This is a genomic window from Stenotrophomonas sp. Steno-C18, from assembly GCF_056393195.1.
The window spans coordinates 798,478-820,765 of record NZ_JBWJOX010000001.1 but is presented as its reverse complement, the minus strand read 5'-3'; the positions used below and the strand labels follow the sequence as shown (position 1 = coordinate 820,765).

The window sequence follows — 22,288 nt, the reverse complement described above, 5'->3', positions numbered from 1 at the left end:
CCGCCGTCGTTGTCGCATTGTCGCTGGCTTACGCGGCCCGCTGCGGGCGCTGCTTGCCCGGCAGGTCGTAGTAGCCGGCCGAACGCAGTTCGTGCGGATCGAAGTCGTCCACGGTGATCGTGTCCATGGTGAGTTCGCGCAGCTCTTCCAGCAGCTTGCGCTCGTCCTGGGTGATCACGCCCTCGGCCACGGCCTCGTCCAGCTGGGTGGCGAAGGTCAGTGCCTCGATGCCCTTGGTCTTCAGCGCTTTGAGGAACTTGCGCTCCACCGGCTCGGCCATGATCGCCTTGGACAGGTAGCTGTTGATGCGGCCACCCGGGTTGTTCTCGCACGGGGTCAGGAACACGCCGTGGGCCAGGCGGTCACGGGCCTCGCCCGGTGCCATCAGGGTGGCGGCGACGCGGCGGCTCAGGCGGTCGCCCGGTGCCTCGGCGCGGCGGCCGAACGGGAAGATCAGCGCCCACATCAGCCAGCCGATCGGACGGATCGGGAAGTTGCGCAGGGCAGCGGACAGCGATTCCTCGATCTTGTGCACGCTGTCGTGGAAGGCCCAGGCCAGCAGCGGCTGGTCGGCCTGCGGCGCGCCTTCGTCGTGGTAGCGCTTGAGCATGGCACTGGTCATGTAGATGTGGCTGAGCACATCCCCCAGGCGGCCGGACAGCGATTCCTTGAACTTCAGCTTGCCGCCGAGCGTCATCATGGAGATGTCGGCCATCAGCGCCAGGTTGGCCGAGTAGCGGTCCAGCTTGCGGAAATAGCGGCGGGTGTAGGCGTCACCGGGGGCCGCGCCGAAGCGGGCGCCGGTCAGGCCGAACCACAGCGAGCGCACGGCGTTGGAGATGCCGAAGCGGACATGGCCGAACAGGGCCTGGTCGAACTCGCGCAGGCCGGCCTTGCGGTCCTCGTCCTGGGCGGCCTTCATTTCCTTGAGCACCCACGGGTGGCAGAGGATCGCGCCCTGGCCGAAGATCAGCAGCGAGCGGGTCATGATGTTGGCGCCTTCCACCGTGATGGCGATCGGCGCGGCCTGCCAGCTGCGGCCGGCGAAGTTGCGCGGCCCCAGGATGATGCCCTTGCCGCCGATCACGTCCATCACGTCGGAAATGACTTCGCGGCTCATGTTGGTGCAGTGGTACTTGGCAATCGCCGACGGCACCGACGGCACGTCGCCACGGTCCACCGCCGCGGCGGTGGCCTGCGACAGCGCGCTGATCTTGTAGGCCTTGCCGCCGATGCGCGCCAGCGCTTCTTCCACGCCTTCGAAGCGGCCGACCGACAGGCCGAACTGCTTGCGGATGCGCGCGTAGGCGCCGGTCACCACCGCGCCGGCTTTGGCGCCGCCCGAAGCGGTCGAGGGCAGGGTGATGGAGCGGCCCACGGCCAGGCACTCGTTGAGCATGTTCCAGCCCAGGCCGCGCTTCTCGGCGCCGCCGATCAGCTGGGTCAGCGGGATGAAGACATCCTTGCCGCGGATCGGGCCGTTCTGGAACGTGGAGTTCAGCGGGAAGTGGCGGCGGCCGATCTCCACGCCGGCGGTGTCACGCGGCAGCAGCGCCAGGGTGATGCCGATGTCCTTGGTGTCGCCGAGCAGGCCGTCCGGGTCATACATGCGGAAGGCCATGCCGATCAGCGTGGCCACCGGGGCCAGGGTGATGTAGCGCTTGTCGAAGGTCAGCTTGACGCCCAGCACTTCCTCGCCCTTCCACTGGCCCTTGCAGACGATGCCGAAGTCGGGGATGGAGGTGGCGTCGGAGCCGGCGAACGGGCCGGTCAGGCCGAAGCACGGTACTTCCTGGCCGATCGCCAGGCGCGGCAGGTAGTAATCCTTCTGTTCCTTGGTGCCGTAGTGGTTGAGCAGTTCACCTGGGCCCAGCGAGTTGGGCACGCCGACGGTGGAGCTGACCACGCTCGATACCGACGCCAGCTTCTGGATCACCTTGTGGTGGGCCAGCGCGCTGAAGCCCAGGCCGCCGTACTCCTTCGGGATGATCATGCCGAAGAACCGGTTCTTCTTGATGTAGTCCCACAGCTCCGGCGGCAGGTCGGCGTGGACGTGGGTGATCTCGAAGTCGTTGACCATCCGGCACAGTTCCTCGACCGGGCCATCCAGGAAGGCCTGTTCCTCGTCGGTGAGCTGCGGCTTGGGATAGTTGAGCAGGATGTTCCAGTCCGGGTCACCGGTGAACAGCTCGCCCTCGAAGCCGACCGAGCCGGTTTCCAGCGCGATGCGCTCGGTCTTGGACAGCGGCGGCAACACCTTGCGGAACACGCCCATGAACGGGGCGGTGATCAGCGGCTTGCGCAGGAACGGCAGCAGCACCGGCACGCTGACCAGGGCCAGGATCGCGGCGGCCACGAGGATGGCGGTCTGGTGGACGCCGGCGAACCAGCAGATGCCCAGCAGCACCGCGCTGATGGCGGTCCAGATGACCAGCCGCATGCGGTGGTAGGCGACGAAGGCGCCTGCGAGCAGCAGGGCCAGGAAGGGGACGACGATGCTCATTGGCTTGCTCCGGTAACGTGCTCGGTTCGGGCGGACGCTGCGGCAGAAGGCAGTGCGTCCAGATAGTTCAACACGGCGGCGGTAAACGCGTTGTTGTCATCGCCGGCGACCATGTGGGTGGCCTCGGGCAGATGCACGTGCTGCGCGTGCGGCACCAGTGTCATGAATTCCTCGACGGTCTGCGGCGAGACCAGGTCGCTGCGGCCGCCGCTGATCAGCAGCAGCGGGCAGTGCACGCGCCGCGCCGCATCGGCGATAGCGTCCTGGTGCTGCTCGCTGTCGCGGGCCAGTTCCTGGACCAGGCGCGGATCCCAGTGCCAGCTCCAGCGGCCGTCGGTGGTGGGGCGCAACAGCGCGCGTAGTGCGTCCTCGCTCTTGCGCGGGCGGTGCGGCATGTAGGTGGCGATGCTGTCGGCGGCGGCTTCCAGCGAGGCGAAGCCCTCCGGATGCGCGCTCATGAAGGCCAGGATGCGCTCCACGCCGCGCGTTTCCCAGCGGGGGGTGATGTCCACCAGCACCATTGCCGAGAACAGCCCCGGCCAACGGGCTTCGGCCATCAGGCCGAACAGCCCCCCCATCGAGGCGGCGACCAGCACCGGTGGGCGGCTCAGCTCGCCGGCCACCACGATCAGGTCGTCGGTGAACTGTTCGCCGTGATAGGGCAGGTCGGCGGCGTTCCAGTCCGAGCCGCCATGGCCGCGGGCGTCGTGGCTGAGCGCGGCATAGCCGGCCGCGTTGAGGGCCGCGGCGGTGCTGGTCCAGGCGCCACGGGTCTGGCCGAAGCCATGCGCGAACAGGATCGGCGGGCGCTTGCCGGGCCAGCGCGTGGCCGCCAGGGTCGCGCCGTGGGCGCCATCCAGGCGGATGTCTTCGCTGCGCGACGGGGAAGAGGGCATGTTGACCATACCCGATGGTATGGATTGCGTGCGATGACTGTCAATACCCTTCGGTATGGAAGCCGGTTATCCCGCGGTGACGGGCTTTCCGGGGACCGGTCGTAAGTGCACTTTGTGCGGATATATCCCTCGTGCGTACTGCAACCAGTCCCCGCCGTATGGTTAAATCTGCGCATGAATGACACGACAGCTTCTTCCGCGGACGCCCGCGGCGCGCGGCACAGCCGCCTCAGTGCGGATGATTGGGCACAGGCAGCGCTGGACCTGATCGCAGAGCAGGGGGTGGGTGCGGTGGCGGTCGAGCCGCTGGCCCGGCGCCTGGGCGTGACCAAGGGCAGCTTCTACTGGCACTTCCCCTCGCGCGATGCACTGCTGCAGGCGGCGCTGGAGCGCTGGGAAGTGGTCGAGCAGCAGCAGGTCTTCGGCAGCCTGGAAGAAGTCCCCGACCCGCGCACGCGCCTGCGTGCGCTGTTCCAGCTGGTTGCGCACGAGGTCACTCCGCACGTGATCTACAGCGAACTGCTCAAGGCGCTGGACAACCCGATGGTGCGCCCGGTCATCGACCGCGTGTCACAGCGGCGAATGGAGTACCTGATCGCCTCGTTCCGTCAGGCCGGCCTGAGTTCCACCGATGCCCGCCATCGCGCGCGCCTGGCCTATGCCGCCTATGTCGGCTTCCTGCAGCTGTCGCTGCAGCTGCAGCAGCCCAAGCAGGCCCGCGAGGACTTCGAGGCCTACGTCGAGCACGTGATCGAGACGTTGATCCCGGGCAACTGATCGTGGCGCCGTGAATGAGAAGGCCGTAGCGTGCTGCGGCCTTTTTTGTGTCCTTGCAACAGCCAACAAAAAACCACGGCCCCGAAGGGCCGTGGTCTGTTTCCGGGTACTACCTGGCTACGATCAGAACTTCTGGTTGTAGCGCATGTAGAAGAAGCGGCCCGGGATTTCGTACTGCGGGTCGAACGAGTTGGCGAACGTGGTGTACGACTTCGGCGGGTCACGATCAAAGGCGTTGTTGACGCCGATGGTGATCTGGCCGTTCCACGGGGTCTTCCAGTAACCGCTCAGGTCGGTGTAGGTCACGCTCGGGATGTGGCGCTGCGGGTCAGCCTTGTTGCCACGGCCGATGTGATCCGCGTCCGAGCACAGGCGTGCGAAGTTGCCGCCGGTGTAGTTCGAGCCGGTGCAGTCCTCGACCTGGCTGGAGTAGTAACGCGCCGAAGCGGTGGCACCGAAGTCACCCAGCTGCCAGGCAACCAGCAGGTTGGAGCGGATACGCCAGTAGTTGTCGCGGTCCAGGTAGTTGCCGACGCGGTTGTAGCCTTCGGTCACCGGATCCTCGACGGTGTAGCTCGAGGTGTAGGTGCTGTCCCAGATGAAGTTGAAGCTGCCGAAACGGGTATCCGGCAGGCGGTAGCCGACGGTGAAGTCCCAGCCTTCCACTTCCATGGTGCCGACGTTGTTGGGCACGGCCAGCATGTTGGAGATCTGGCCGGTGGTGTCACGGGTGATCATGTCGCAGATCGAGCTCACGCCCTGCTGGTAGCAGGCGTCCAGCATCTGCTGGGCGTTCTGGGCGTAGATGGCGTCTTCGATCTTGATGTTCCACCAGTCAAGCGACAGGTCCAGGCCCTGCACGAAGCTCGGGCTGTAGACGAAGCCCAGGGTCTTGGAGACGGAGGTTTCCGGACCCAGCTTGGTGTTGCCCCCGACCGTGGTGCGGATCTGCGGGTTGGACTGGGTGTAGGCCGGCACGCCGGCGCAGCTGGCCGGAGGCGTGTTGGCATCGTCACCAATGGTGCCGGCGCACGGATCGGCGACGTCTTCAAAGGTGTCGCTCACGCCCGAGAACAACTCATTGATCGACGGGGCACGGAAGCCCTGCGACCAGTTACCGCGCACCATCAGGTCATTGATCGGCTTCCAGCGGAAACCGAACTTGCTGTTGACGGTGTTGCCGAAGTTGCTGTAGTCGGAGAAGCGGGTGGCCACGCTGAAGTCCAGCAGCTGGGCGCCGGTCACGCCGGCGAGCAGCGGGATCGCCAGTTCCAGGTAGGCTTCGTCGAGCTTGTAACCGCCGCTGGTGGCGGTACGCGAGTTGCCGGTGGTGTCACCGGAATTGATCAGGCCATCGGGATCATCGAAGCCCGACTCATCACGGCGTTCAACGCCGGCGGAGAAGGCGAACGCGCCGCCCGGCAGGTCGAACAGCTCGCCGCCGATGTTCGCGTAATAGGTCTTCTGCTCATAACCGTAGACGTCGTGCGCGGTGAAGCTCGCGTACTTGATCATCTCCGGGGTGAGCGAACCGGCGCCGCTGAGCATGTTCATCGGCACGCAGCCGTCGATCGCGTTGCCTGCGGTACCGCAGCGTGCAACGCCATCGCCGTCGATGAACGATGCGCCCAGGGCGTTGCGCAGGGCCGAGATGTTGAAGAAGCCGGTGGTGATGTCGGTCTGGTCGTTCTTGCCGTAGAACATACCGGCTTCCCAGTTCCAGAAGCGGCTGCCGACTTCGAAGTCACCTTCGAACGCGCCGTTGAAGCCGTAGGTCTTTACGTTCTGCGTATAGATACGGCCACCGGTCTCCATCGCACGGTACTGGATGTAGTCGATGTCACGACCGGTGTTGTTGTAGATGTTGTCCTTGCTGATGACGATGTTGGCGCCGTTGGTGCCCGGTGCGGCACGGCCCAGCACGATCGGCATGGCGGCCAGGACCTGCTCGGACTTGCGCTCGTTGTAGGTCACCGTGGTCTTGAAGCGGACGTTGTCGGTGATCGACAGGCCGGCGTCGGCGAACAGCGAGGTGCGCTCCTGCGGGGTCACCAGCAGGTTGCCCGGGGCGTGGTTGAAGCTGTCGGCGCTGGTGTAGTTGCGCCAGGTGCTGCCGCCATTGCCGGTGACGAAGTAACCAGCGCTCGCCGCTGGAGCCGATGGTGAAGTCGTACGATTCGCGCGAGCCGTCGCCCTTGTCGTACTGGCCGAAGTAGGCATTGGCTTCAGCGCCGTCGAAGTTCTGGCGCAGGATGATGTTGACCACGCCGGCGATGGCGTCGGAGCCGTAGATGGTCGATGCACCGTCCTTCAGGACTTCAATGCGCTCAACCGCAGCGGTGGGAATGGTGTTCAGGTCGACGGCGCCGCCCAGACCGGTGCCACCAACCCAGCGACGGCCATTGACCAGCACCAGCGTGCGGTTGGAGCCCAGGTTGCGCAGGTTGACGCGGGTTTCGCCGTTGCCACCGTTGTTGTAGGTGCTGTTGAGGCTGGAACCGTTGGTGCTGATGGTCTGGATGATGTCGCCGATCGAGGTCTGGCCCTGGGCCTGGATCTGCTCACGGCTCATCGTGAAGACCGGCTGAGAGGTTTCCACGTCGGCGCGCTTGATGCGCGAGCCGGTGACTTCGATCTTGTCGAGGGTGGTGGTGTCCTGGGCGAACGCGGCGCCGGCCGGGAATACACTTGCTGCCAAGGCGACGACAACTGCGTCGCGCAGCTTGGTGGTCTTGCAATTCATTGGGTCTCTCTCTCTGCCAAGTGGACTTGGGTGTTGCACGTGTGGCCTGGGTGGGGTCGAAGGGCGATCCCAAAACCCGAGGTCGATACCGATAGTACTTGCGCCTGCAAATAAATTAAAGATTGGTTAATGGAAGGGTGGAAGGTCATCAAATTCGGCAAAGTGCTGATTTGAAAGGCGGAAACGAAGAACGCCCCAAAAAGGGGCGTTCAGGGAAGTCACTTGGAAATTGCGGTTACAGATCCTGCTCGTAACGCACGTACGGTATCGCACCGTCGTCGTTGCTCTCATTGCGGGGCGAGAACGGGTTCTTGCCGCGGGTGATGACGTTCTCCGCACCGACGGTCAGCTGGCCGCTCCACGGGGTGCGCCAGGTGATGCCCAGGCCGAGCCCTTCCCACTTGCTGCTGCCGGGGGCATCGACCACGCGGCCGATGACGTTGGCGCTGAAGGCGCCGTAGCCACCGCCCACGCTCAGGCTCTTGCTGTCCCACTGGTCGACGATGGCCGGGGAGGCGTCACTGAGCGGTACCAGGCGGGCCTTGGCCAGGGTGCCGCCGATCGAGACGAAGCCTTCCCTGCCGATGTTCTTCTGCCCGAACACGGTCAGGTCGTTCTGCTCGACCCGGGCCGCGCCGGAACGGCTGCCACCGGCCAGCCAGGCCGGCAGGGTGTCGCGGCCGGTGCCGGCGGTGACGCCGATGCGGCCGCCGGGACGGTTGAAGGCGGTGGTGGCGGAGATGTGATGACCATTGTCGTCGTCATCGTCGCCCAGGCTGGCCAGCATGCAATGGCTGGCCAACCCGCTGATGCTGCTGCCGCGGCTGCTGTTGCACAGCAGGCCCAGCGAGTCGCCGGAGGACAGGCCAAACGCGGCATCCAGCGAGCTGCGGCCGAAATTCCAGCGGGCACCGGCACGCTGTTCGCCGGTCGGCTCCAGGTAGAGCAGGGCCTCGACCTTGCCACTGCCGCGGTTCCAGACCGGCAGGACGGTGCTGTCGGTGCGCGGCTTGTTCTGCGCATGCACGCCCGTGATCGCGCCAAGGGCGATCATCAAGGCAAGCGGCAGGCGCAGGAAGGCGTTCATGGACTCACTCTGACCCCGGATGCGCGGGGAAGTTCCCGGCGCGTGAGCCATTGATCCTATGGTGTTTATGGTTTCTTAACAAGTCCTCGTCCTCCCCAGAACGTAAACTCGCAATCCCTTATTGCAACCGCTCGGGGGCGGGCTGCTGGGCCGGTGTAGAAGCGAACAATACGCCGAATTCCGTCAAAGGGAAGTGGTATTGGCGGCCACAGAACTCGCAGCGGACCTCGACCTGGCCGGTGGCCTCGGCGGCGGCCCGGGCCTCCTCCTCGCCCAGCGACTGCAGCATGGCCTCCACCCGCTCGCGCGAGCAGGAACAGCCGAAGCGCAAGGGCTTGTCGCCCATCAGTTGGGGGTGCTCCTCATGGAACAGACGGTGCAGCAGTTCGGCGCCGGGCAGGGCCAGCAGTTCCTCGCGGCCCAGGGTGTCGAACAGGGCGCTGACGCGGACCCAGCCGTCCTCGTCGCCGGCATCGCCGGGCAGCTTCTGCAGCAGCAGGCCGGCGGCGTGCTCGCCGTCGCAGGCCAGCAACAGGCGGGTCGGCAACTGCTCGGAATGGCGGAAATAGTCCTCGAAGGCGTCGTCCAGGGTGTCGCCGCTGAGGTTGACCAGGCTCTGGTAACGCTGCGGTTCGCGCGGGTCCAGGCCCGGGTTTTCGATGGTGATCGCCAGCAGGGTGCCTTCGCCGAGCCTGCTCAGGCTGGACGGCGCGTCCTCGCCCTCGGCCAGCTGGGCGATGCCGCGCAGGGTGCCGGCGGAGGTGCATTCGGTGAACAGCGCGCGCAGCGCGGAGTTGCTGCGCAGCTGGATCGACAGCCGGCCATCGACCTTGGTGTGACCGGTGAACAGCGCCGTAGCCACGCTGGCCTCGCCGAGCAGCCGCGCGGCGGCGGGCGGGTAGTCGCCGTGGGACAGGATTTCGCGCCAGCTTTCACCCAGACGGACATGGACGCCACGGACGCCGGCATCGGGCAGGAGGAAGCGGGTGAGGAGGTCGGAGGTATCAGTCATGGGGACGGCATCTGCGCGAGGTGGGGGCCGGTGCCGGATAATGCGCCGGACGATGGAATCTGCAAGGTGGGTCTTCAATGGGGGCGGAGCAGGACGAGCGCAAGGTCGTGCCGGAACAGGCGGGGGTGGCCCGACGCCGGCGCGGCTGGTGGTGGTGGATGTGGCGGGTGCCGGTGGCGCTGGCGTTGTTCAGCGTGCTGCAGGTGCTGGCGCTGCGTTTCATCGACCCGCCGTTCTCCACGGTGATGCTGTTCCGGCAGGTGGAGGCCCTGGCGCAGGGCGAATGGGGGTTCCGGATCCATTACCAGTGGCGGGACCTGGACCAGATGGCGGCCAGCGTGCCGATCTCGCTGGTGGCCGCCGAGGACCAGCGGTTCCCCGAGCACAACGGCTTTGACCTGCAGGCCATCGAGAAGGCGCGGGCAAACAATGCCAAGGGCAAGCGCCTGCGCGGGGCCAGCACGATCAGCCAGCAGACCGCCAAGAATGTGTTCCTGTGGCAGGGGCGCAGCTGGCTGCGCAAGGGGCTGGAGGTCTGGTACACGGTGCTGATCGAGGCGTTGTGGTCCAAGCAGCGCATCATCGAGGTCTACGCCAACGTCGCCGAATTCGGTGACGGCATCTACGGCGTGCAGGCCGCCTCGCGCAGCTACTGGAACAAGGACGCCTCGCAATTGAGCGCGGCCGAAAGCGCGCGCCTGGCCGCGGTGCTGCCGTCGCCGCGGCGCTACAGCGCAGCCCGCCCCGGTCCTTACGTGCAGCGCCGCGCAGCCTGGATCCAGCGCCAGGCCCGGCAGCTGGGCGGAGCGGACTATCTGGAGGCGGGCGATTGAGCCGGCGGCCTGCGTAGAATCGGGCCATGAATCCCGCTGATCGCCTGACCCTTGTCATCACCGCCTTCAACGAGCAGGACGCGCTGCCGCTGCTGCATCCGCGGCTGTGCGCGCAGCTCGATGCGATGGCGGACGTGGATGGCCGCATCCTGTACGTGGACGACGGCAGTTCCGATGCCACCTGGGCGGTGATCGAGCAGTTGGCGCAGGATGACCGGCGCGTGGCCGCACTGCGGCTGTCGCGCAATTTCGGCAAGGAGATCGCGCTGACCGCCGGGTTGGATGCGGTGGAGGAAGGGGCGGCGATCATGCTGGATGCCGATGGCCAGGATCCGCCGGAGCTGATCCCGGAGTTCGTCGCGCTGTGGCGGCAAGGTTACGACGACGTGCACGGCACGCGCTGGGCACGCGACGGCGATGGCTGGATGAAGCGGGCGACCGCGGCGGTGTTCTACCGCCTGATCGGTCGCCTGTCGAAGACGCCGATTCCGGCCGATACCGGTGACTTCCGCCTGCTCTCGCCACGCGCGCTGGCCGGGCTGCGGCAGCTGCGGGAGCGGCAGCGTTTCATGAAGGGATTGTTCGGCTGGGTCGGTTACCGCCGCATCGCCTTGCCGTACCGGCGTGGCGAGCGCATCGCCGGGCGCAGCAAGTTCGGTTTCTGGAAGTTGTGGAATTTCGCGCTGGAAGGCATCACCAGCTTTTCCACCGCGCCGTTGCGCGCGGCGACCTACCTGGGCCTGTTCACCGCGGCCAGTGCATTCGTGTTCGGTACCTGGGTGGTGGGCAAGGCCGCGCTGTACGGCGACCGGGTCGCCGGTTGGCCGACGATGATGGCGGTGATCCTGTTCCTGGGCGGGGTGCAGCTGATCGCGCTGGGCCTGATCGGCGAGTACCTGGGGCGCCTGTACATGGAGGCCAAGCAGCGGCCTTTGTACCTGGTCGACACATGGCGCCCGGCGAACGTGGCAGTATCGGCAGCACCGATCAGCGCAGGAGAACGCCATGCAGACCGTTCGACAGTTGCTGGGGAGCAAGTCCCCTGAGATCCACGCGGTGCGGCCCGAATCGGCCGTGATCGACGCCATCCGCCTGATGGCGCAGAAGGGCATCGGCGCGGTGCTGGTGATGAATGGGCCGAAGCTGGTCGGCATCCTGTCCGAGCGTGACTACGCGCGCAAGATCGTGCTGATGGACCGCTCCTCGGCGACCACGCCGGTGCAGGAGATCATGACCGCCGAGGTGGTCACCGTGGCGCCGACGGTCAGCGTCGAGCAGTGCCTGGAGCTGGTCACCCAGCGCCGCATCCGCCACCTGCCGGTGCTGGAGGGCGGCGAGGTGGTCGGCGTGATTTCCATCGGCGACCTGGTCAAGTCGGTCATCGAGCAGCAGCGCCGCGAGCTGGGCCAGTTGCAGGAATACATCACCCAGGGCTGAGCGGTCCGGTGGCGGGTGCTACCGGGCGTAGTGCCCGCCGCAGTTGGCGTCCTTGCCCGGCCCGGTTTCCAGGGTGGCCAGCAGCGCGGCCGGTGGGGCGATGCTGCCCAGCGTGAGGGCGATCGCTCCGCGGATGCCCAACGCCTTGAAGTCGGGGCGGAAGGACGGGTCCTTGAAGGTACCGCCGATGCGCAGCGGCGAACGCAGGGCGAGGATGCTCATGTCCTTTGGACGCGGCCGCAGCAGCAGGTCCAGGTGTTCCTGGCGCAGGCTGACCGTGCCTTCGCCGACGACCAGCGTGTCGGTGGTGTCGAAGGCCAGCGCGCGCGCCTGCATCAGCCCGTCCTGCACGCCGAAGTCGGCGAAGGCGCAGCGCAACGGGATCTGCTTGTCACCGGAGAACAGGAATTTCACCGATTCGGCGATATCCAGCCCGGCCACTTCCATCAGCAGGTTGCCGATGTGGCCGCGGCCCATGCCGATGGCGACGTTGCCGTCGCTGCTGCCGAGCATGGCGGCCACGGAATTACCGGTCCCGCTGAGCTGGACGCGGCCGCTGATGCCACCGGAGGCCTGTTCGGCCAGCTTGGCATCGGGGAACAGCCGGCCCAGCTGCACGTTGCGCAGGTTGGCATCCAATGCGGTGGCGATCTGCGGGCGACGGGCATCCATGCGCAACGTGCTGCGGATATGCCCGCCGGCCACGCCGAAGTCCAGCGGCTCCAGCCGCAGCAGGCCATCGTCGAGCAGCAGGTGTGCGTCCATGTCATCCAGCGGCAACGACGGCGCGTTGATGCGGCGGGCCTTCCAGCGCACATCGGCATCCATCGCGCGCAGCTTGCCGAGGTCATAGGCCTTGTCGGGCAGCACGGTGGGCCTGGCCGCCAAGCGCGCGGCCTCGGCCTTCTGCCGGGCGTTGGCCGACTCCTCGCCGCCGGTCTTCGGTGGTGCACCGACGAAGCCGGCCAGGTCGTCGAAGTCCAGCCGCTGCGAGAGCAGGTTGGCCTGCAGTCGCGGTCGTTCACGGCCGGTCTCCACCTGCACGTCACCGCCCAGGTCGCTGTTGCCCACCACGCCGGTGAAGCCGGTGTAGCGCCAGCGCTGGTGATCGCGCGCGAGCTGGCCGTTCAGTCGGTACGGTGGGGAAGACGGGATGGCGATGCCGATCAGCGGGTAGAGCTCGTCCAGGTCCTGGCCGCTGAGCTGGAGTTGCAGGTTGAACACTTGCAGTTGGAAGGGGTTGGTCAGGCTGCCGCTGGCGCGCGCACGGGTGGCACCGGCACGGGCATCGAGCGCGATCCGGAACGGGGTGTCGCTATGGGTGAGTTCCAGCGGCGATTCGGTGGTGCCGCGCATCGTGAACGCGGCACCGCGCCAGTGGCCGTTGCCTTCCACGTGGAGGGGCGGGGCGGCATCACCCTGGGATGGCTTGCCGCTCTGCAGGTCGAGCGCGACATCGGTGCGTCCGGCGGCGTCGACGAAGCGCAGCTTGCCGGCGTCGATGCGCAGGCGCTTGAGCTGCAGCGTGCTGTTGCCACCGCTGCCGCCGAGGACGTCCCAGTTGCCGGGCTGGCCCTGGGTAGGGGCGGTCTGCAACAGCACATCCGGGTGGGTCAGGCGGATCTCCGGCAGCTGGACGCTGGCGCGCAGCAGCGGCAGCAGGCGGATGTCGACCTCAACCCGCCGTGCGCGTGCCATTTCCGGTTGGCGGGCCCATGGCGCATTGGCGAACGTGATGCCATCGCCACGCACCGTGGTGGTGCGGCCCAGCGTCACGTCGAGGTTGTCGATATGCAGGGCGCGGCCCGTGCGTGCCTGCACTGCGCGTTCCAGCGGTGCCTTGAACCAGTTCCAGTCCCACAGCAGGAACAGGGCGAGCAGTGCGCCAAGCAGGGCCAGCAGCACGGCGAGCAGGCGTTTGCCGGGGCGTGCAGGCCAGCGTGAGGGGCGCGTCTTCGGTTGGGCGGACGGGCTGTTCACGCGCCCATGGTTGCCGCTCAGCGGTGCAGGGCGCGCGAAGCAATCATTGTCGTGGCGTGCATGTTCCGTTGCCGGCGCGTATGCACCTGCGGGGCATCGCCGGCCGGCGGGCGCGCCGGGTCAAAGCAGCAGCGCGGTCACCGCGACGAAATGGCAGACGCTGCCGCCGATCACGAACAGGTGCCAGATGGCGTGCGAATACGGGACCTGCTCGCGATGGTAGAAGAAGGTTCCCAGCGTGTAGAACACGCCGCCGCCGAACAGCCAGCCGATGGTCCACCCGTCCAGCGAGGCCCACATCGGCTTGATCGCCACCACCACCAGCCAGCCCATGGCGATGTAGATGGCCGTGGACAGCTTCTTGAAGCGGCCGGTGTAGAACAGCTTGAACACCACGCCGAACAGCGCCAGTGCCCAGATTGCACTGAACAGGCCCCAGCCCCACGGGCCGCGCAGGCCGACCAGGGTGAAGGGCGTGTAGGTGCCGGCGATCAGCAGGTAGATTGCGCAGTGGTCGAAGATCTTCAGCCGGCCCTTGGCCACCGGATGCTGGATGGCGTGGTACAGGGTGGAGGCGGTGTACAGCAGCAGCAGGGCGACACCGAAGACGATAGCGCTGCCCAGCTCCCAGCCATCCCCGTAGATGGCGGCCAGGGTGATCAGCACGGCGCCGCCGGCCAGTGCGGTGACGGCGCCCAGCCCGTGGGTCAGGGCGCTGGCGATTTCTTCCCGGATCGAAACAGCTGTGGTCATGTGCGACTGCCGCGGGCTGTGGGGAAGCCCGATGGCAGCTATTAAAGCAGGGAACGGGCCGGGAGCGGGAACCGGAACGGGACAGCCGTTCCCGTTCCCATTCGCGCAGGGCGGTCCTCCCGCCCTCAATCCACCGAGACGGTATGCGCCGCTTCGCGGGTAGCGGAGAAACGCACGTCCGGCGCGCGCTCCTCGGCCAGTTGCAGGTTGACCCGGGTCGGGGCCAGGTACACCAGGTGGCCGGAGGCATCGATGCTGAGGTTGTTGGCGTTCTTCTCGCGGAACTCCTCCAGCTTCTTGGCGTTGCTGCAGGAGACCCAGCGCGCGGTGGTGATCGAGACCGGCTCGAACACCGCTTCCACGCCGTACTCGTCCTTCAGGCGGTAGGCGGCCACGTCGAACTGCAGCACGCCGACCGCGCCGAGGATCAGGTCGTTGCTCATCAGCGGGCGGAAGAACTGGGTGGCACCTTCCTCGGACAGCTGCGCCAGGCCCTTCTGCAGCTGCTTGAGCTTGAGTGGGTCCTTCAGGCGGGCGCGGCGGAACAGTTCCGGGGCGAAGTTGGGGATGCCGGTGAAGGTGACCGCTTCGCCTTCGGTGAAGGTATCGCCGATGGAGATGGTGCCGTGGTTGTGGATGCCGATCACGTCGCCCGGCCAGGCCTCGGCGGCGATCTCGCGGTCGCTGGCCATGAAGGTCAGCGCGTTGGCCAGCTTCATTTCCTTGCCGCTGCGCACGTGGAAGGTCTTCATGCCGGCGCTGAACCTGCCCGAGCACACGCGCATGAAGGCCACGCGGTCACGGTGCTGCGGGTCCATGTTGGCCTGGATCTTGAACACGAAGCCGCTGAGCTTGTCTTCCTGCGGGGCCACGTCGCGGCCGGTGGTGGCGCGTGCCTGCGGCGCCGGCGCGTGCTCGACGAAGAAGTCCAGCAACGGCTGCACGCCGAAGTTGTTCACGCCCGAGCCGAAGAACACCGGGGTCTGCTCGCCGCGCAGGTAGGCGTCCTTGTCGAACGGATGGCTGGCGCCCTGCACCAGCTCCAGTTCGTCGCGCAGGTCGGCCAGCATCTTCTCGCCGATCTTCCCGGCCAGGCCGGGTGCATCGATGGACGGGAAGATGGTGGAGTCCTGGCGGGTGAAGTTGCGGCCCGGTTCGTACAGGTGCACTTCGCCGGTGAGCAGGTGGACCACGCCCTTCAGGCGCTGGCCCATGCCGATCGGCCAGGTGACCGGGGCGCACTGGATGCCGAGCACGGTTTCTACTTCATCCAGCAGCTCGATCGGGTCCTTGCCCTCGCGGTCGAGCTTGTTGATGAAGGTCATGATCGGGGTGTCGCGCAGCCGGCAGACTTCCATCAGCTTGATGGTGCGCTCTTCCACGCCCTTGGCCACGTCGATGACCATCAGCGCCGAGTCCACCGCGGTGAGCACGCGGTAGGTGTCCTCGCCGAAGTCGGCGTGGCCGGGGGTATCGAGCAGGTTGACGATCTTGTCTTCGTACGGGAACTGCATCACCGACGAGGTCACCGAGATGCCGCGCTCCTTTTCCAGCGCCATCCAGTCGGAGGTGGCGTGGCGGGCGGCCTTGCGGCCCTTGACCGAACCGGCCATCTGGATCGCGCCTCCGAACAGCAGCAGCTTTTCGGTCAGCGTGGTCTTGCCGGCGTCAGGGTGGGAAATGATGGCGAAGGTGCGGCGGCGCGCGGCTTCGGAGGCGACTTCGGACATGGTCGGGGGCGCCCGCCCGGGCGCAGCAGTAGACGAATGAACCGGTAATTATACCTGTCGGCCGGCCGCAACAGCGGCGGCCGCGCGCCCGGCGCGTTCAGTTCGGCGGCAGCGGGGGCGGGGTGACGGGCACCATCGTTCAGCGGTCCTCGCGCGGGAAGCGCAGTTCGCCGTTGGGGCTGTCCATGCGGAACGGCACCGATACCAGCGCCAGCCCGGTGTTGGCCTGCACCGCGAAATGCAGGTGCGGGCCGCTGCTGCGGCCGGTGTTGCCCGAACGGGCCAGCACCTGGCCGACCTGGACCCGTTGGCCCGGGCGGACCTGCAGCCCGCCGGACTGCAGGTGGGCGTACAGGCCGATGCTGCCGTCGCCGTGCAGGACCCGGACCAGGCAGCCCTGCCCGGGCGAATCGGCGATCACCTGCATCACGGTGCCGGCGCGTGCCGCCAGCACCGGCGTGCCTTCCGGCAGCGGGAAGTCGACCGCGTGCAGGTTCTGCGCATCGCCATGGCTGAAGCGCCCGCCGAACGCCTGGCTGACGCGGATGGCCGCCTGCCGGAACGGCAGCTGGTAGCGGTAGGCGTCGGGCCGGGCCGCAGGATCACCCGGGACTGCATCCAGCACCAGGCGCGCGCCACTGGCGTTGCCGGGCAGCCAGGTCAGCAGGCGTTCCTCGTTGGCGGCGAGCAGATGCGGCGGTGCGGGAGCGTCCAGTCCGCGCAGCTGCACCTGAACCGGACCGGACAGCAGGTTGCGCGCGATCACCGCATTGCCACCGCCGCGCGCCTGCAGGCGCAGGCTGGCGAAGTGGTCGGCCGGGGAGGTGGCCGGGATGGCCGGGGCGCCGCCGAGGTTCCAGCCCTGGCGCCAGCGTGCGCCGGGACTGGCGTCGCAGCCGAGGGAGAGCAGCAGGAGGAGGGGGAGCAGCGTGGTTGGGTGCACGGTGAGGGGGCAGGCAAGGGGCAGTGGATTGTGCCTGCTTGGTTGCGTCGGAAACCTATCCATCTCTTTATTCGAATAAAGAGATTGACACGGGCGCGGGGCGCTGGCATCGTAGCGCCACCATCGAGACCGGCAGAGGGACAGGCCCTTTGAAGCCGGGGCAACCAGCAGACGCGCAAGCGCCTGTGTTTGGTGCCAAATCCTGCGGTGACCACTGTGTCCGCCGAAAGATGGTTCGATCCGTACCCCGCGTACGGCGAACACGGGCCCGCGAAGCTCGATGGCTGCTCCTTACCGGATATAGCCATGCGTTTCGCCACTGCCATTGCCGCCCAGGAATTCCCCGCCGCTTTCCCAGACAGCGCTGAACGCGCCATTCCCGCCGTGCGCGGCGAGGTCGAGGTGCGCCTGGCGATGCGTCATGCAGGACAGCGCCTGCTGCGCCTGCGCTATGAACTGGTCGGCACGGCCGGCACGCCGGTGGTGCTGGTGGCCGGCGGCATCTCGGCGCATCGGCACATCGCCGCCAACAGTGGTTTCGGCGAGAAGGGCTGGGCCGAGGGGCTGGCCGGGGTGGGCCGCGCGCTGGATCCCAGCCGTCGCCGCCTGCTCGGCGTGGATTTCATCGGCGCCGACGGCGAGCTGGACGCGCCGATCGATACCACCGACCAGGCCGACGCGATCGCCGCGCTACTGGACGCGCTGAAGATCGAACAGCTGCATGGTTTCGTCGGCTATTCCTACGGCGCCTTGGTTGGCCAGCAGTTGGCCGTGCGTCACCCGCAGCGGCTGGCCAGGCTGATCGCGGTCAGCGGCGCGCACCGCCCGCATCCGTATGCCTCGGCCTGGCGCGCGCTGCAGCGCCGCGCGGTGGCGCTGGGCCAGCTGCAGTGCGCCGAGACGCACGGGCTGGCATTGGCCCGCCAGTTCGCCATGCTCAGTTACCGCACGCCGGAGGAGTTCGGCGAGCGCTTCGACGCCGCGCCGGAAGTGGTCAATGGCCGCGTGCGCGTGGCCGCCGAGGACTACCTCGACGCCGCCGGCGCGCAGTACGTGGCCCGCACCCGCGTCAACGCCTACCTGCGCCTGTCCGAATCCATCGACCTGCACCGTGTCGACCCGGCTGCCATCAGCGTGCCGACCCTGGTGGTCGCCGTGGAAGGCGACCGCCTGGTGCCGCTGTCGGACCTGGTCACGCTGGTCGAGGGCCTGGGCCCGCGCGGCAGCCTGCGCGTGCTGCGCTCGCCCTACGGCCACGACGCCTTCCTCAAAGAAACCGATCGCATCGACGCGATCCTCGCCAACGCCCTTCGCCTGCCCGGAGAAACCGCATGAGCCTGTCCCCCACTTCCGCTGTGTCCTGTAGCCGCGTCACCGCGGCCGTGCGTGCCGGCATCGACCGGGACACCGCCCACGGCGCGGTGACGCCGCCGATCGTGCTGTCATCCAACTTCAGCTTCGACGGCTTCGGCAACAAGCGGCAGTACGACTACACCCGCAGCGGCAACCCGACCCGCGACCTGCTGGGCGAAGCCCTGGCCGAACTGGAAGGCGGCGCCGGCGGCGTGGTCACCGCCACCGGCATGGGCGCGATCAACCTGGTGCTCAATGCGCTGCTGCAGCCGGGTGACCGCCTGGTGGTGCCGCATGACGCCTACGGCGGCAGCTGGCGCCTGTTCAACGCGCTGGCCACCAAGGGCCACTTCGAGCTGGTCACCGCCGACCTGACCGACCCGCGCTCGCTGGCCGATGCCCTGGCGCAGCAGCCGAAGCTGGTGCTGATCGAAACCCCGTCCAACCCGCTGCTGCGCATCACCGACCTGCGTTTCGTGATCGACGCCGCGCACAAGGCCGGTGCCAAGGTGGTGGTCGACAACACCTTCCTGTCGCCGGCACTGCAGACCCCGATCGCGTTCGGGGCCGACGTGGTGCTGCATTCCACCACCAAGTACGTCAACGGCCACAGTGACGTGGTGGGCGGCGCGGTGATCGCCGCCGATGCCGAGGTCCACCAGCAGCTGGTGTGGTGGGCCAACGCGCTGGGCCTGACCGGTTCGCCGTTCGATGCGTTCCTGACGCTGCGTGGCCTGCGCACGCTGGATGCACGCCTGCGCGTGCACCAGGAGAACACCCAGGCGCTGGTCGAGCTGCTGGTGGGCAATGAAGCGGTGTCCAACGTCTATTACCCGGGCCTGGAATCGCACCCGGGCCATGCGGTGGCGGCGCGCCAGCAGAAGGGCTTCGGCGCGATGCTTTCCTTCGAGCTGGAGCCGTGCGACGGCGAGGACCCGCACGCGGCGGTGCGCGCCTTCGTCGATGGGCTGCAGTACTTCACGCTGGCCGAATCGCTGGGTGGCGTGGAGAGCCTGGTGGCGCACCCGGCGACCATGACCCATGCGGCGATGACCGCCGAAGCGCGCGCCAAGGCCGGCATCAGCGACGGCCTGCTGCGCCTGTCGGTGGGCATCGAGTCCAGCCAGGACCTGCTGGCCGACCTGCAGGCCGCCTTGGCCCGTGCGGCCAACGTGATCGCGCAGTCGCGGGATGCCTCCAAATGCAAGAAAACGGTGGATGCATGAGCGCGCAGCTGCGTCCGCAGGAAACCACGCAGGCCCGGCTGGTGTTGCTCGGCACCGGCACCGTCGGCTCGGCGTTCGTCAGCCGCTACCAGGCCCTGCAGCAGCGCCAGCTGAGCCTGCCGGCGCTGCATGTGGTGGCCAACTCGCGCATCGCGCTGGCCTGCGGTGATGCGCCCGATGCGGTGCTGTCACAGGCGCGCAATGCGCAGCGCGGTGAAGGCGAGCCCGTGCACCGGCAGGAAGTGGGACGGCTGGTCGCCGGCGACATCGTGGTCGATGCCACGGCCAGCGAGGCGGTGGCCGCCGATCATGCGCAGTGGCTGGCGCAGGGCATCCACGTGGTGACGGCCAACAAGCTGGGCAACGGCACCGCACTGGTGCGTGCCCGCGACATCCGCGCCGCCGCCGACCACGGTGCCGCGCAGTACGGTGATGCCGCCACCGTCGGCGCCGGCCTGCCGCTGCTGCGCAGCATCCGCGCGCTGGTGGCCGGCGGCGACCATGTGCATGCGATCGAGGGCGTGCTGTCCGGGTCGCTGGCCTGGCTGTTCGACCGTTACGACGGCAGCCAGCCGTTCTCCGCCTGCGTGCGCGAGGCCGCCGCCGCCGGGTACACCGAACCAGACCCGCGCATCGACCTGTCCGGCGAGGACGTGCGGCGCAAGCTGCTGATCCTGGCGCGTGCGGCCGGCGTGCCGCTGGAGGCCGAACAGGTGCAGGTGGATTCGCTGGTGCCGTCGGCGTTGGCCGCGTTGCCGGCGGCCCAGGTCGATGGCGCGCTGGAACTGCTGGACGCGCCATTGGCCGAGCGTCTGCAGCAGGCCCGTGCGCAGGGCCTGAAGTTGTGCGTGGTCGGGCGCGTGGACGCGCAGGGGGCCCGCGTGGGCCTGCGCGCCTTGCCGGCCGATCATCCGCTGGCCGGTGGGCGCGGCACCGACAACCGCGTGGCGATCCACAGTGACCGGTACAGCACCCAGCCGCTGTTGATCCAGGGGCCGGGGGCGGGCGCCGAAGTCACCGCCGCGGCACTGCTCGACGATGTGCTGGGGATCGTGCGCCGCTGAGCGACGCATGCCGGCTCGGTGCGGGTGTGGGGCTGCAGGGCATGTGCAGCGATGCGGGGTGACGGCGGGGGCGTGAGGCGGGTTTCCCTCCCGGCCGAAGGGTTGGGGATCGGCGTTGGCCCCGGTACCCTGCGCCGGTGGCACGCTCCCTGCGTCGATGCCGCGTGTCCCGCGGCGGCTGCCGCCCCCTCAGGTGCGGGTTGCCCTGTCTGTCGATCGGGTGGTTCCGTGTCCAAGGGTGTGCTGGTTTCGTTGGTGGCGTCGCTGCTGTTCGGCGTGATGTATTACGGCAGCCCGCACCTGGCACCGCTGCAGGGACAGGACATCTTCGGCTGGCGCGTGCTGTTCGCCGTGCCGCTGGTGGCGCTGATGCTGCGGGTGAGCGGCGAGCGCACGTTGATACCAGGCACCTTGCAACGCCTGCGCTCCGACCGCCGGCTCTGGCTGGCGATGCCGGCCTGCGCGGCGATGGTCGGGGTGCAGTTGTGGCTGTTCCTGTGGGCGCCGCTGCACGGGCGGGCGTTGCAGGTGTCGATGGGCTACTTCCTGCTGCCGCTGGTGATGGTGCTGGTCGGGCGCGTGGTCTATGGCGAACGCCTGTCGCCGCTGCAGCGGCTGGCGGTGGCCAGCGCCGCGTTCGGCGTGGGTTGGGCGCTGCTGCGCAACCACGGCCTGTCGTGGGAGATGCTGCTGGTGGCACTGGGCTACCCGGCGTACTTCCTGGTGCGCCGGCACCTGGACATCGCCCATCTGGGCGGCTTCTGGGTGGAGCTGGTGCTGTTGCTGCCGGTGGCGGGGTGGGCCGCGATCGGGGACGGCCAGGCGCTGCTGCAGATGCTGGCGCAACGCCCGGCGCTGTATGCATTGATCCCGTTGCTGGGCGTGGTCAGCGCGGTGGCGCTGATGTGCTACGTGCTGGCGGCGAAGATGCTGTCCTTCAGCCTGTTCGGGCTGCTGACCTACGTCGAGCCGGTGCTGTTGATGCTGGCCGCACTGCTGCTCGGCGAGAGCGTCGGGCAGGGCCAGTGGCCGACCTACATCGCGATCTGGATCGCGGTGGCCCTGCTGGCGCTGGAAGGCGGCATGAAGCTGCGCCGCCGCCGGTTCAACGGCGGCTGTAGCGGTCCCTGAGATAGCGCTGGACATCGGCACGCGTCATCGGCGTGCCGTCGTGGCTGACGGCGCTGAAGTCCACGCCGTTCTCCCAGAGCTGGAGCGCGTTGACCACGGCGATGTTCTCCGAGGCGGTGCGTTCCTGCAGCCCCAGCAGGTAAGCATTGAAGCCGGCCTCGCGCAGCCAGGAGTCGTAGCTGGCGTCGTGATCGGTGGCGAACTGCATCTGGTAATGGCACTGCTCGCGGTCCGGCGACGGGCGTGCGTCGCACTGTGCATCCCAGGCATGCAGGCCGATCACCGCGTCCGGCTCCAGTTGGCGCTGCGCAGCGGCGGCCCAGAGGGCAACGCACATGCTGGCGCAGTGCGAGCTGACCCGCACGATCAGGTTGCGGCGGCGGATCATCCGCGCCGCCTCCAGGCCGGGCTTGGCGTAACCGCCGCCACTGGTGATGTCGATGCGTTGCAGCGAGGGGTTGGCCTCCAGCGCCGCCTGCAGGTCCTGGGCGAAGTTGCGGCCGACGCTGCCCGTGATGCGCAGCACGCGGCCCTGTTCGCCCACCGTCATGCGCGCTTCGTCCAGGGTGGCCAGCGTGGTGGATTTCTCACCCTGCACGACGTGCGCCTCCGAGCGTGCCGCGCCGTGCGAAGACGCGGCTGCGGGGCCGGGCGTCGCATCGGCCTGCGCCGTCGCGCCGGCGTCGGGTGCGTCGCGCCTTCCGATGTACCAGGCCAGCACCACCAGCACGCAGGCGCCCAGCATGACCCGGGTGAGGGTCAATCCGCCCTTCCTGGGCTCGGGCCGCCTGCGGGGTGCCGGGCGCATCGGTACCGGGCG

At 68.0% G+C, this 22,288-nt stretch carries 17 protein-coding genes, 1 pseudogene and 1 riboswitch; of the genes and pseudogenes, 8 read left to right on the top strand and 10 right to left on the bottom strand.

Features of this window, described 5'->3' with window-relative positions; translation table 11 throughout:
• Nucleotides 1-28: 28 nt before the first annotated feature.
• A complete protein-coding gene (locus tag AC06FE_RS03805; protein ID WP_478072260.1) occupies nt 29-2,503 on the bottom strand; it encodes an acyl-CoA dehydrogenase in 2,475 nt (824 codons plus the stop codon).
• Nucleotides 2,500-3,408 (bottom strand): alpha/beta fold hydrolase, encoded by a 909-nt coding sequence (locus tag AC06FE_RS03800; RefSeq protein WP_478072259.1) that lies wholly within the window; start codon nt 3,406-3,408, stop codon nt 2,500-2,502. The genes AC06FE_RS03805 and AC06FE_RS03800 overlap by 4 nt, the downstream gene beginning before the upstream one ends.
• Before the next feature lie 165 nt (nt 3,409-3,573).
• Between AC06FE_RS03800 and AC06FE_RS03795 the strand changes: the two genes are divergently transcribed.
• Complete coding sequence (locus tag AC06FE_RS03795) at nt 3,574-4,176, top strand: TetR/AcrR family transcriptional regulator (protein ID WP_132865284.1); 603 nt, start codon at nt 3,574-3,576, stop codon at nt 4,174-4,176.
• Nucleotides 4,177-4,299: 123 nt separating this feature from the next.
• Here AC06FE_RS03795 and AC06FE_RS03790 read toward each other — a convergent pair.
• The 3 genes and pseudogenes from AC06FE_RS03790 to hslO form a co-directional block, all read right to left on the bottom strand.
• Nucleotides 4,300-6,919 (bottom strand): annotated as a pseudogene (locus AC06FE_RS03790) (TonB-dependent receptor plug domain-containing protein).
• A 235-nt stretch (nt 6,920-7,154) separates the two neighbouring features.
• A complete protein-coding gene (locus AC06FE_RS03785) occupies nt 7,155-7,973 on the bottom strand; it encodes an XOO1806 family protein (RefSeq protein ID WP_192287912.1) in 819 nt (272 codons plus the stop codon).
• Between the two features lie 151 nt (nt 7,974-8,124).
• Complete coding sequence (gene hslO / locus AC06FE_RS03780; protein ID WP_192287397.1) at nt 8,125-9,018, bottom strand: Hsp33 family molecular chaperone HslO; 894 nt, start codon at nt 9,016-9,018, stop codon at nt 8,125-8,127.
• Between the two features lie 77 nt (nt 9,019-9,095).
• On the opposite strand from hslO, the gene mtgA reads away from it, so the two are divergent.
• Genes mtgA through AC06FE_RS03765 form a run of 3 tightly spaced genes read left to right on the top strand, consistent with a single transcriptional unit; the run spans nt 9,096 to nt 11,288 of the window.
• Complete coding sequence (gene mtgA / locus AC06FE_RS03775; RefSeq protein WP_192287396.1) at nt 9,096-9,851, top strand: monofunctional biosynthetic peptidoglycan transglycosylase; 756 nt, start codon at nt 9,096-9,098, stop codon at nt 9,849-9,851.
• 26 nt (nt 9,852-9,877) lie between these two features.
• Nucleotides 9,878-10,897, top strand: coding sequence for a glycosyltransferase family 2 protein (locus AC06FE_RS03770; RefSeq protein WP_132865276.1), 1,020 nt, complete (start codon nt 9,878-9,880; stop codon nt 10,895-10,897).
• Nucleotides 10,857-11,288 carry a CBS domain-containing protein gene (locus AC06FE_RS03765; RefSeq protein WP_132865275.1) on the top strand — a complete coding sequence of 144 codons (432 nt, stop codon included), beginning with the start codon at nt 10,857-10,859 and terminating at the stop codon, nt 11,286-11,288. The genes AC06FE_RS03770 and AC06FE_RS03765 overlap by 41 nt, the downstream gene beginning before the upstream one ends.
• An 18-nt stretch (nt 11,289-11,306) precedes the next feature.
• On the opposite strand, the gene AC06FE_RS03760 is transcribed toward AC06FE_RS03765, so the two are convergent.
• The 4 genes from AC06FE_RS03760 to AC06FE_RS03745 form a co-directional block, all read right to left on the bottom strand.
• A complete protein-coding gene (locus tag AC06FE_RS03760) occupies nt 11,307-13,268 on the bottom strand; it encodes an AsmA family protein (protein WP_478072258.1) in 1,962 nt (653 codons plus the stop codon).
• Between the two features lie 120 nt (nt 13,269-13,388).
• The gene (gene trhA / locus AC06FE_RS03755; RefSeq protein WP_132865273.1) at nt 13,389-14,021 is read right to left on the bottom strand and encodes a PAQR family membrane homeostasis protein TrhA; all 633 of its coding nucleotides are present in this window, start codon (nt 14,019-14,021) and stop codon (nt 13,389-13,391) included.
• A gap of 125 nt (nt 14,022-14,146) precedes the next feature.
• Nucleotides 14,147-15,751: a peptide chain release factor 3 gene (locus AC06FE_RS03750; RefSeq protein WP_132865272.1), complete on the bottom strand. Its 1,605-nt coding sequence runs from the start codon at nt 15,749-15,751 to the stop codon at nt 14,147-14,149.
• A gap of 139 nt (nt 15,752-15,890) precedes the next feature.
• On the bottom strand, nt 15,891-16,757 hold the full coding sequence (locus AC06FE_RS03745; protein WP_478072257.1) for a M23 family metallopeptidase: 867 nt from the start codon (nt 16,755-16,757) through the stop codon (nt 15,891-15,893).
• A 54-nt stretch (nt 16,758-16,811) separates the two neighbouring features.
• A riboswitch (SAM riboswitch) is annotated at nt 16,812-16,931 on the top strand.
• Nucleotides 16,932-17,000: 69 nt separating this feature from the next.
• Here AC06FE_RS03745 and metX point away from each other — a divergent pair.
• From metX to rarD, 4 genes are all read left to right on the top strand, one after another.
• A complete protein-coding gene (gene metX / locus AC06FE_RS03740) occupies nt 17,001-18,029 on the top strand; it encodes a homoserine O-succinyltransferase MetX (protein ID WP_478072256.1) in 1,029 nt (342 codons plus the stop codon).
• Nucleotides 18,026-19,273, top strand: a complete 1,248-nt coding sequence (locus AC06FE_RS03735) for an O-succinylhomoserine (thiol)-lyase (protein ID WP_478072255.1) — start codon at nt 18,026-18,028, stop codon at nt 19,271-19,273. The genes metX and AC06FE_RS03735 overlap by 4 nt, the downstream gene beginning before the upstream one ends.
• On the top strand, nt 19,270-20,337 hold the full coding sequence (locus AC06FE_RS03730) for a homoserine dehydrogenase family protein (protein WP_313251712.1): 1,068 nt from the start codon (nt 19,270-19,272) through the stop codon (nt 20,335-20,337). The genes AC06FE_RS03735 and AC06FE_RS03730 overlap by 4 nt, the downstream gene beginning before the upstream one ends.
• 228 nt (nt 20,338-20,565) lie before the next feature.
• Nucleotides 20,566-21,468, top strand: coding sequence for an EamA family transporter RarD (gene rarD / locus AC06FE_RS03725; RefSeq protein WP_478072254.1), 903 nt, complete (start codon nt 20,566-20,568; stop codon nt 21,466-21,468).
• Here the strand turns inward: rarD and AC06FE_RS03720 are convergent.
• Nucleotides 21,443-22,231 (bottom strand): hypothetical protein, encoded by a 789-nt coding sequence (locus tag AC06FE_RS03720; RefSeq protein WP_478072253.1) that lies wholly within the window; start codon nt 22,229-22,231, stop codon nt 21,443-21,445. The two genes, rarD and AC06FE_RS03720, sit on opposite strands and share 26 nt — an antisense overlap.
• Nucleotides 22,232-22,288: the final 57 nt, after the last annotated feature.

What these genes read in the sequence shown, in the direction of transcription:
- AC06FE_RS03770 (WP_132865276.1), top strand. Translation starts at nt 9,878, where the DNA reads ATGAATCCCGCTGATCGCCTGACCCTTGTCATCACCGCCTTCAACGAG.
- AC06FE_RS03785 (WP_192287912.1), bottom strand. Translation starts at nt 7,973, where the DNA reads ATGATCGCCCTTGGCGCGATCACGGGCGTGCATGCGCAGAACAAGCCG.
- AC06FE_RS03765 (WP_132865275.1), top strand. Translation starts at nt 10,857, where the DNA reads ATGCAGACCGTTCGACAGTTGCTGGGGAGCAAGTCCCCTGAGATCCAC.
- AC06FE_RS03735 (WP_478072255.1), top strand. Translation starts at nt 18,026, where the DNA reads ATGAGCCTGTCCCCCACTTCCGCTGTGTCCTGTAGCCGCGTCACCGCG.
- trhA (WP_132865273.1), bottom strand. Translation starts at nt 14,021, where the DNA reads ATGACCACAGCTGTTTCGATCCGGGAAGAAATCGCCAGCGCCCTGACC.
- AC06FE_RS03800 (WP_478072259.1), bottom strand. Translation starts at nt 3,408, where the DNA reads ATGGTCAACATGCCCTCTTCCCCGTCGCGCAGCGAAGACATCCGCCTG.
- metX (WP_478072256.1), top strand. Translation starts at nt 17,001, where the DNA reads ATGCGTTTCGCCACTGCCATTGCCGCCCAGGAATTCCCCGCCGCTTTC.
- AC06FE_RS03730 (WP_313251712.1), top strand. Translation starts at nt 19,270, where the DNA reads ATGAGCGCGCAGCTGCGTCCGCAGGAAACCACGCAGGCCCGGCTGGTG.
- hslO (WP_192287397.1), bottom strand. Translation starts at nt 9,018, where the DNA reads ATGACTGATACCTCCGACCTCCTCACCCGCTTCCTCCTGCCCGATGCC.
- AC06FE_RS03795 (WP_132865284.1), top strand. Translation starts at nt 3,574, where the DNA reads ATGAATGACACGACAGCTTCTTCCGCGGACGCCCGCGGCGCGCGGCAC.
- AC06FE_RS03750 (WP_132865272.1), bottom strand. Translation starts at nt 15,751, where the DNA reads ATGTCCGAAGTCGCCTCCGAAGCCGCGCGCCGCCGCACCTTCGCCATC.
- AC06FE_RS03805 (WP_478072260.1), bottom strand. Translation starts at nt 2,503, where the DNA reads ATGAGCATCGTCGTCCCCTTCCTGGCCCTGCTGCTCGCAGGCGCCTTC.
- AC06FE_RS03745 (WP_478072257.1), bottom strand. Translation starts at nt 16,757, where the DNA reads ATGGATAGGTTTCCGACGCAACCAAGCAGGCACAATCCACTGCCCCTT.
- mtgA (WP_192287396.1), top strand. Translation starts at nt 9,096, where the DNA reads ATGGGGGCGGAGCAGGACGAGCGCAAGGTCGTGCCGGAACAGGCGGGG.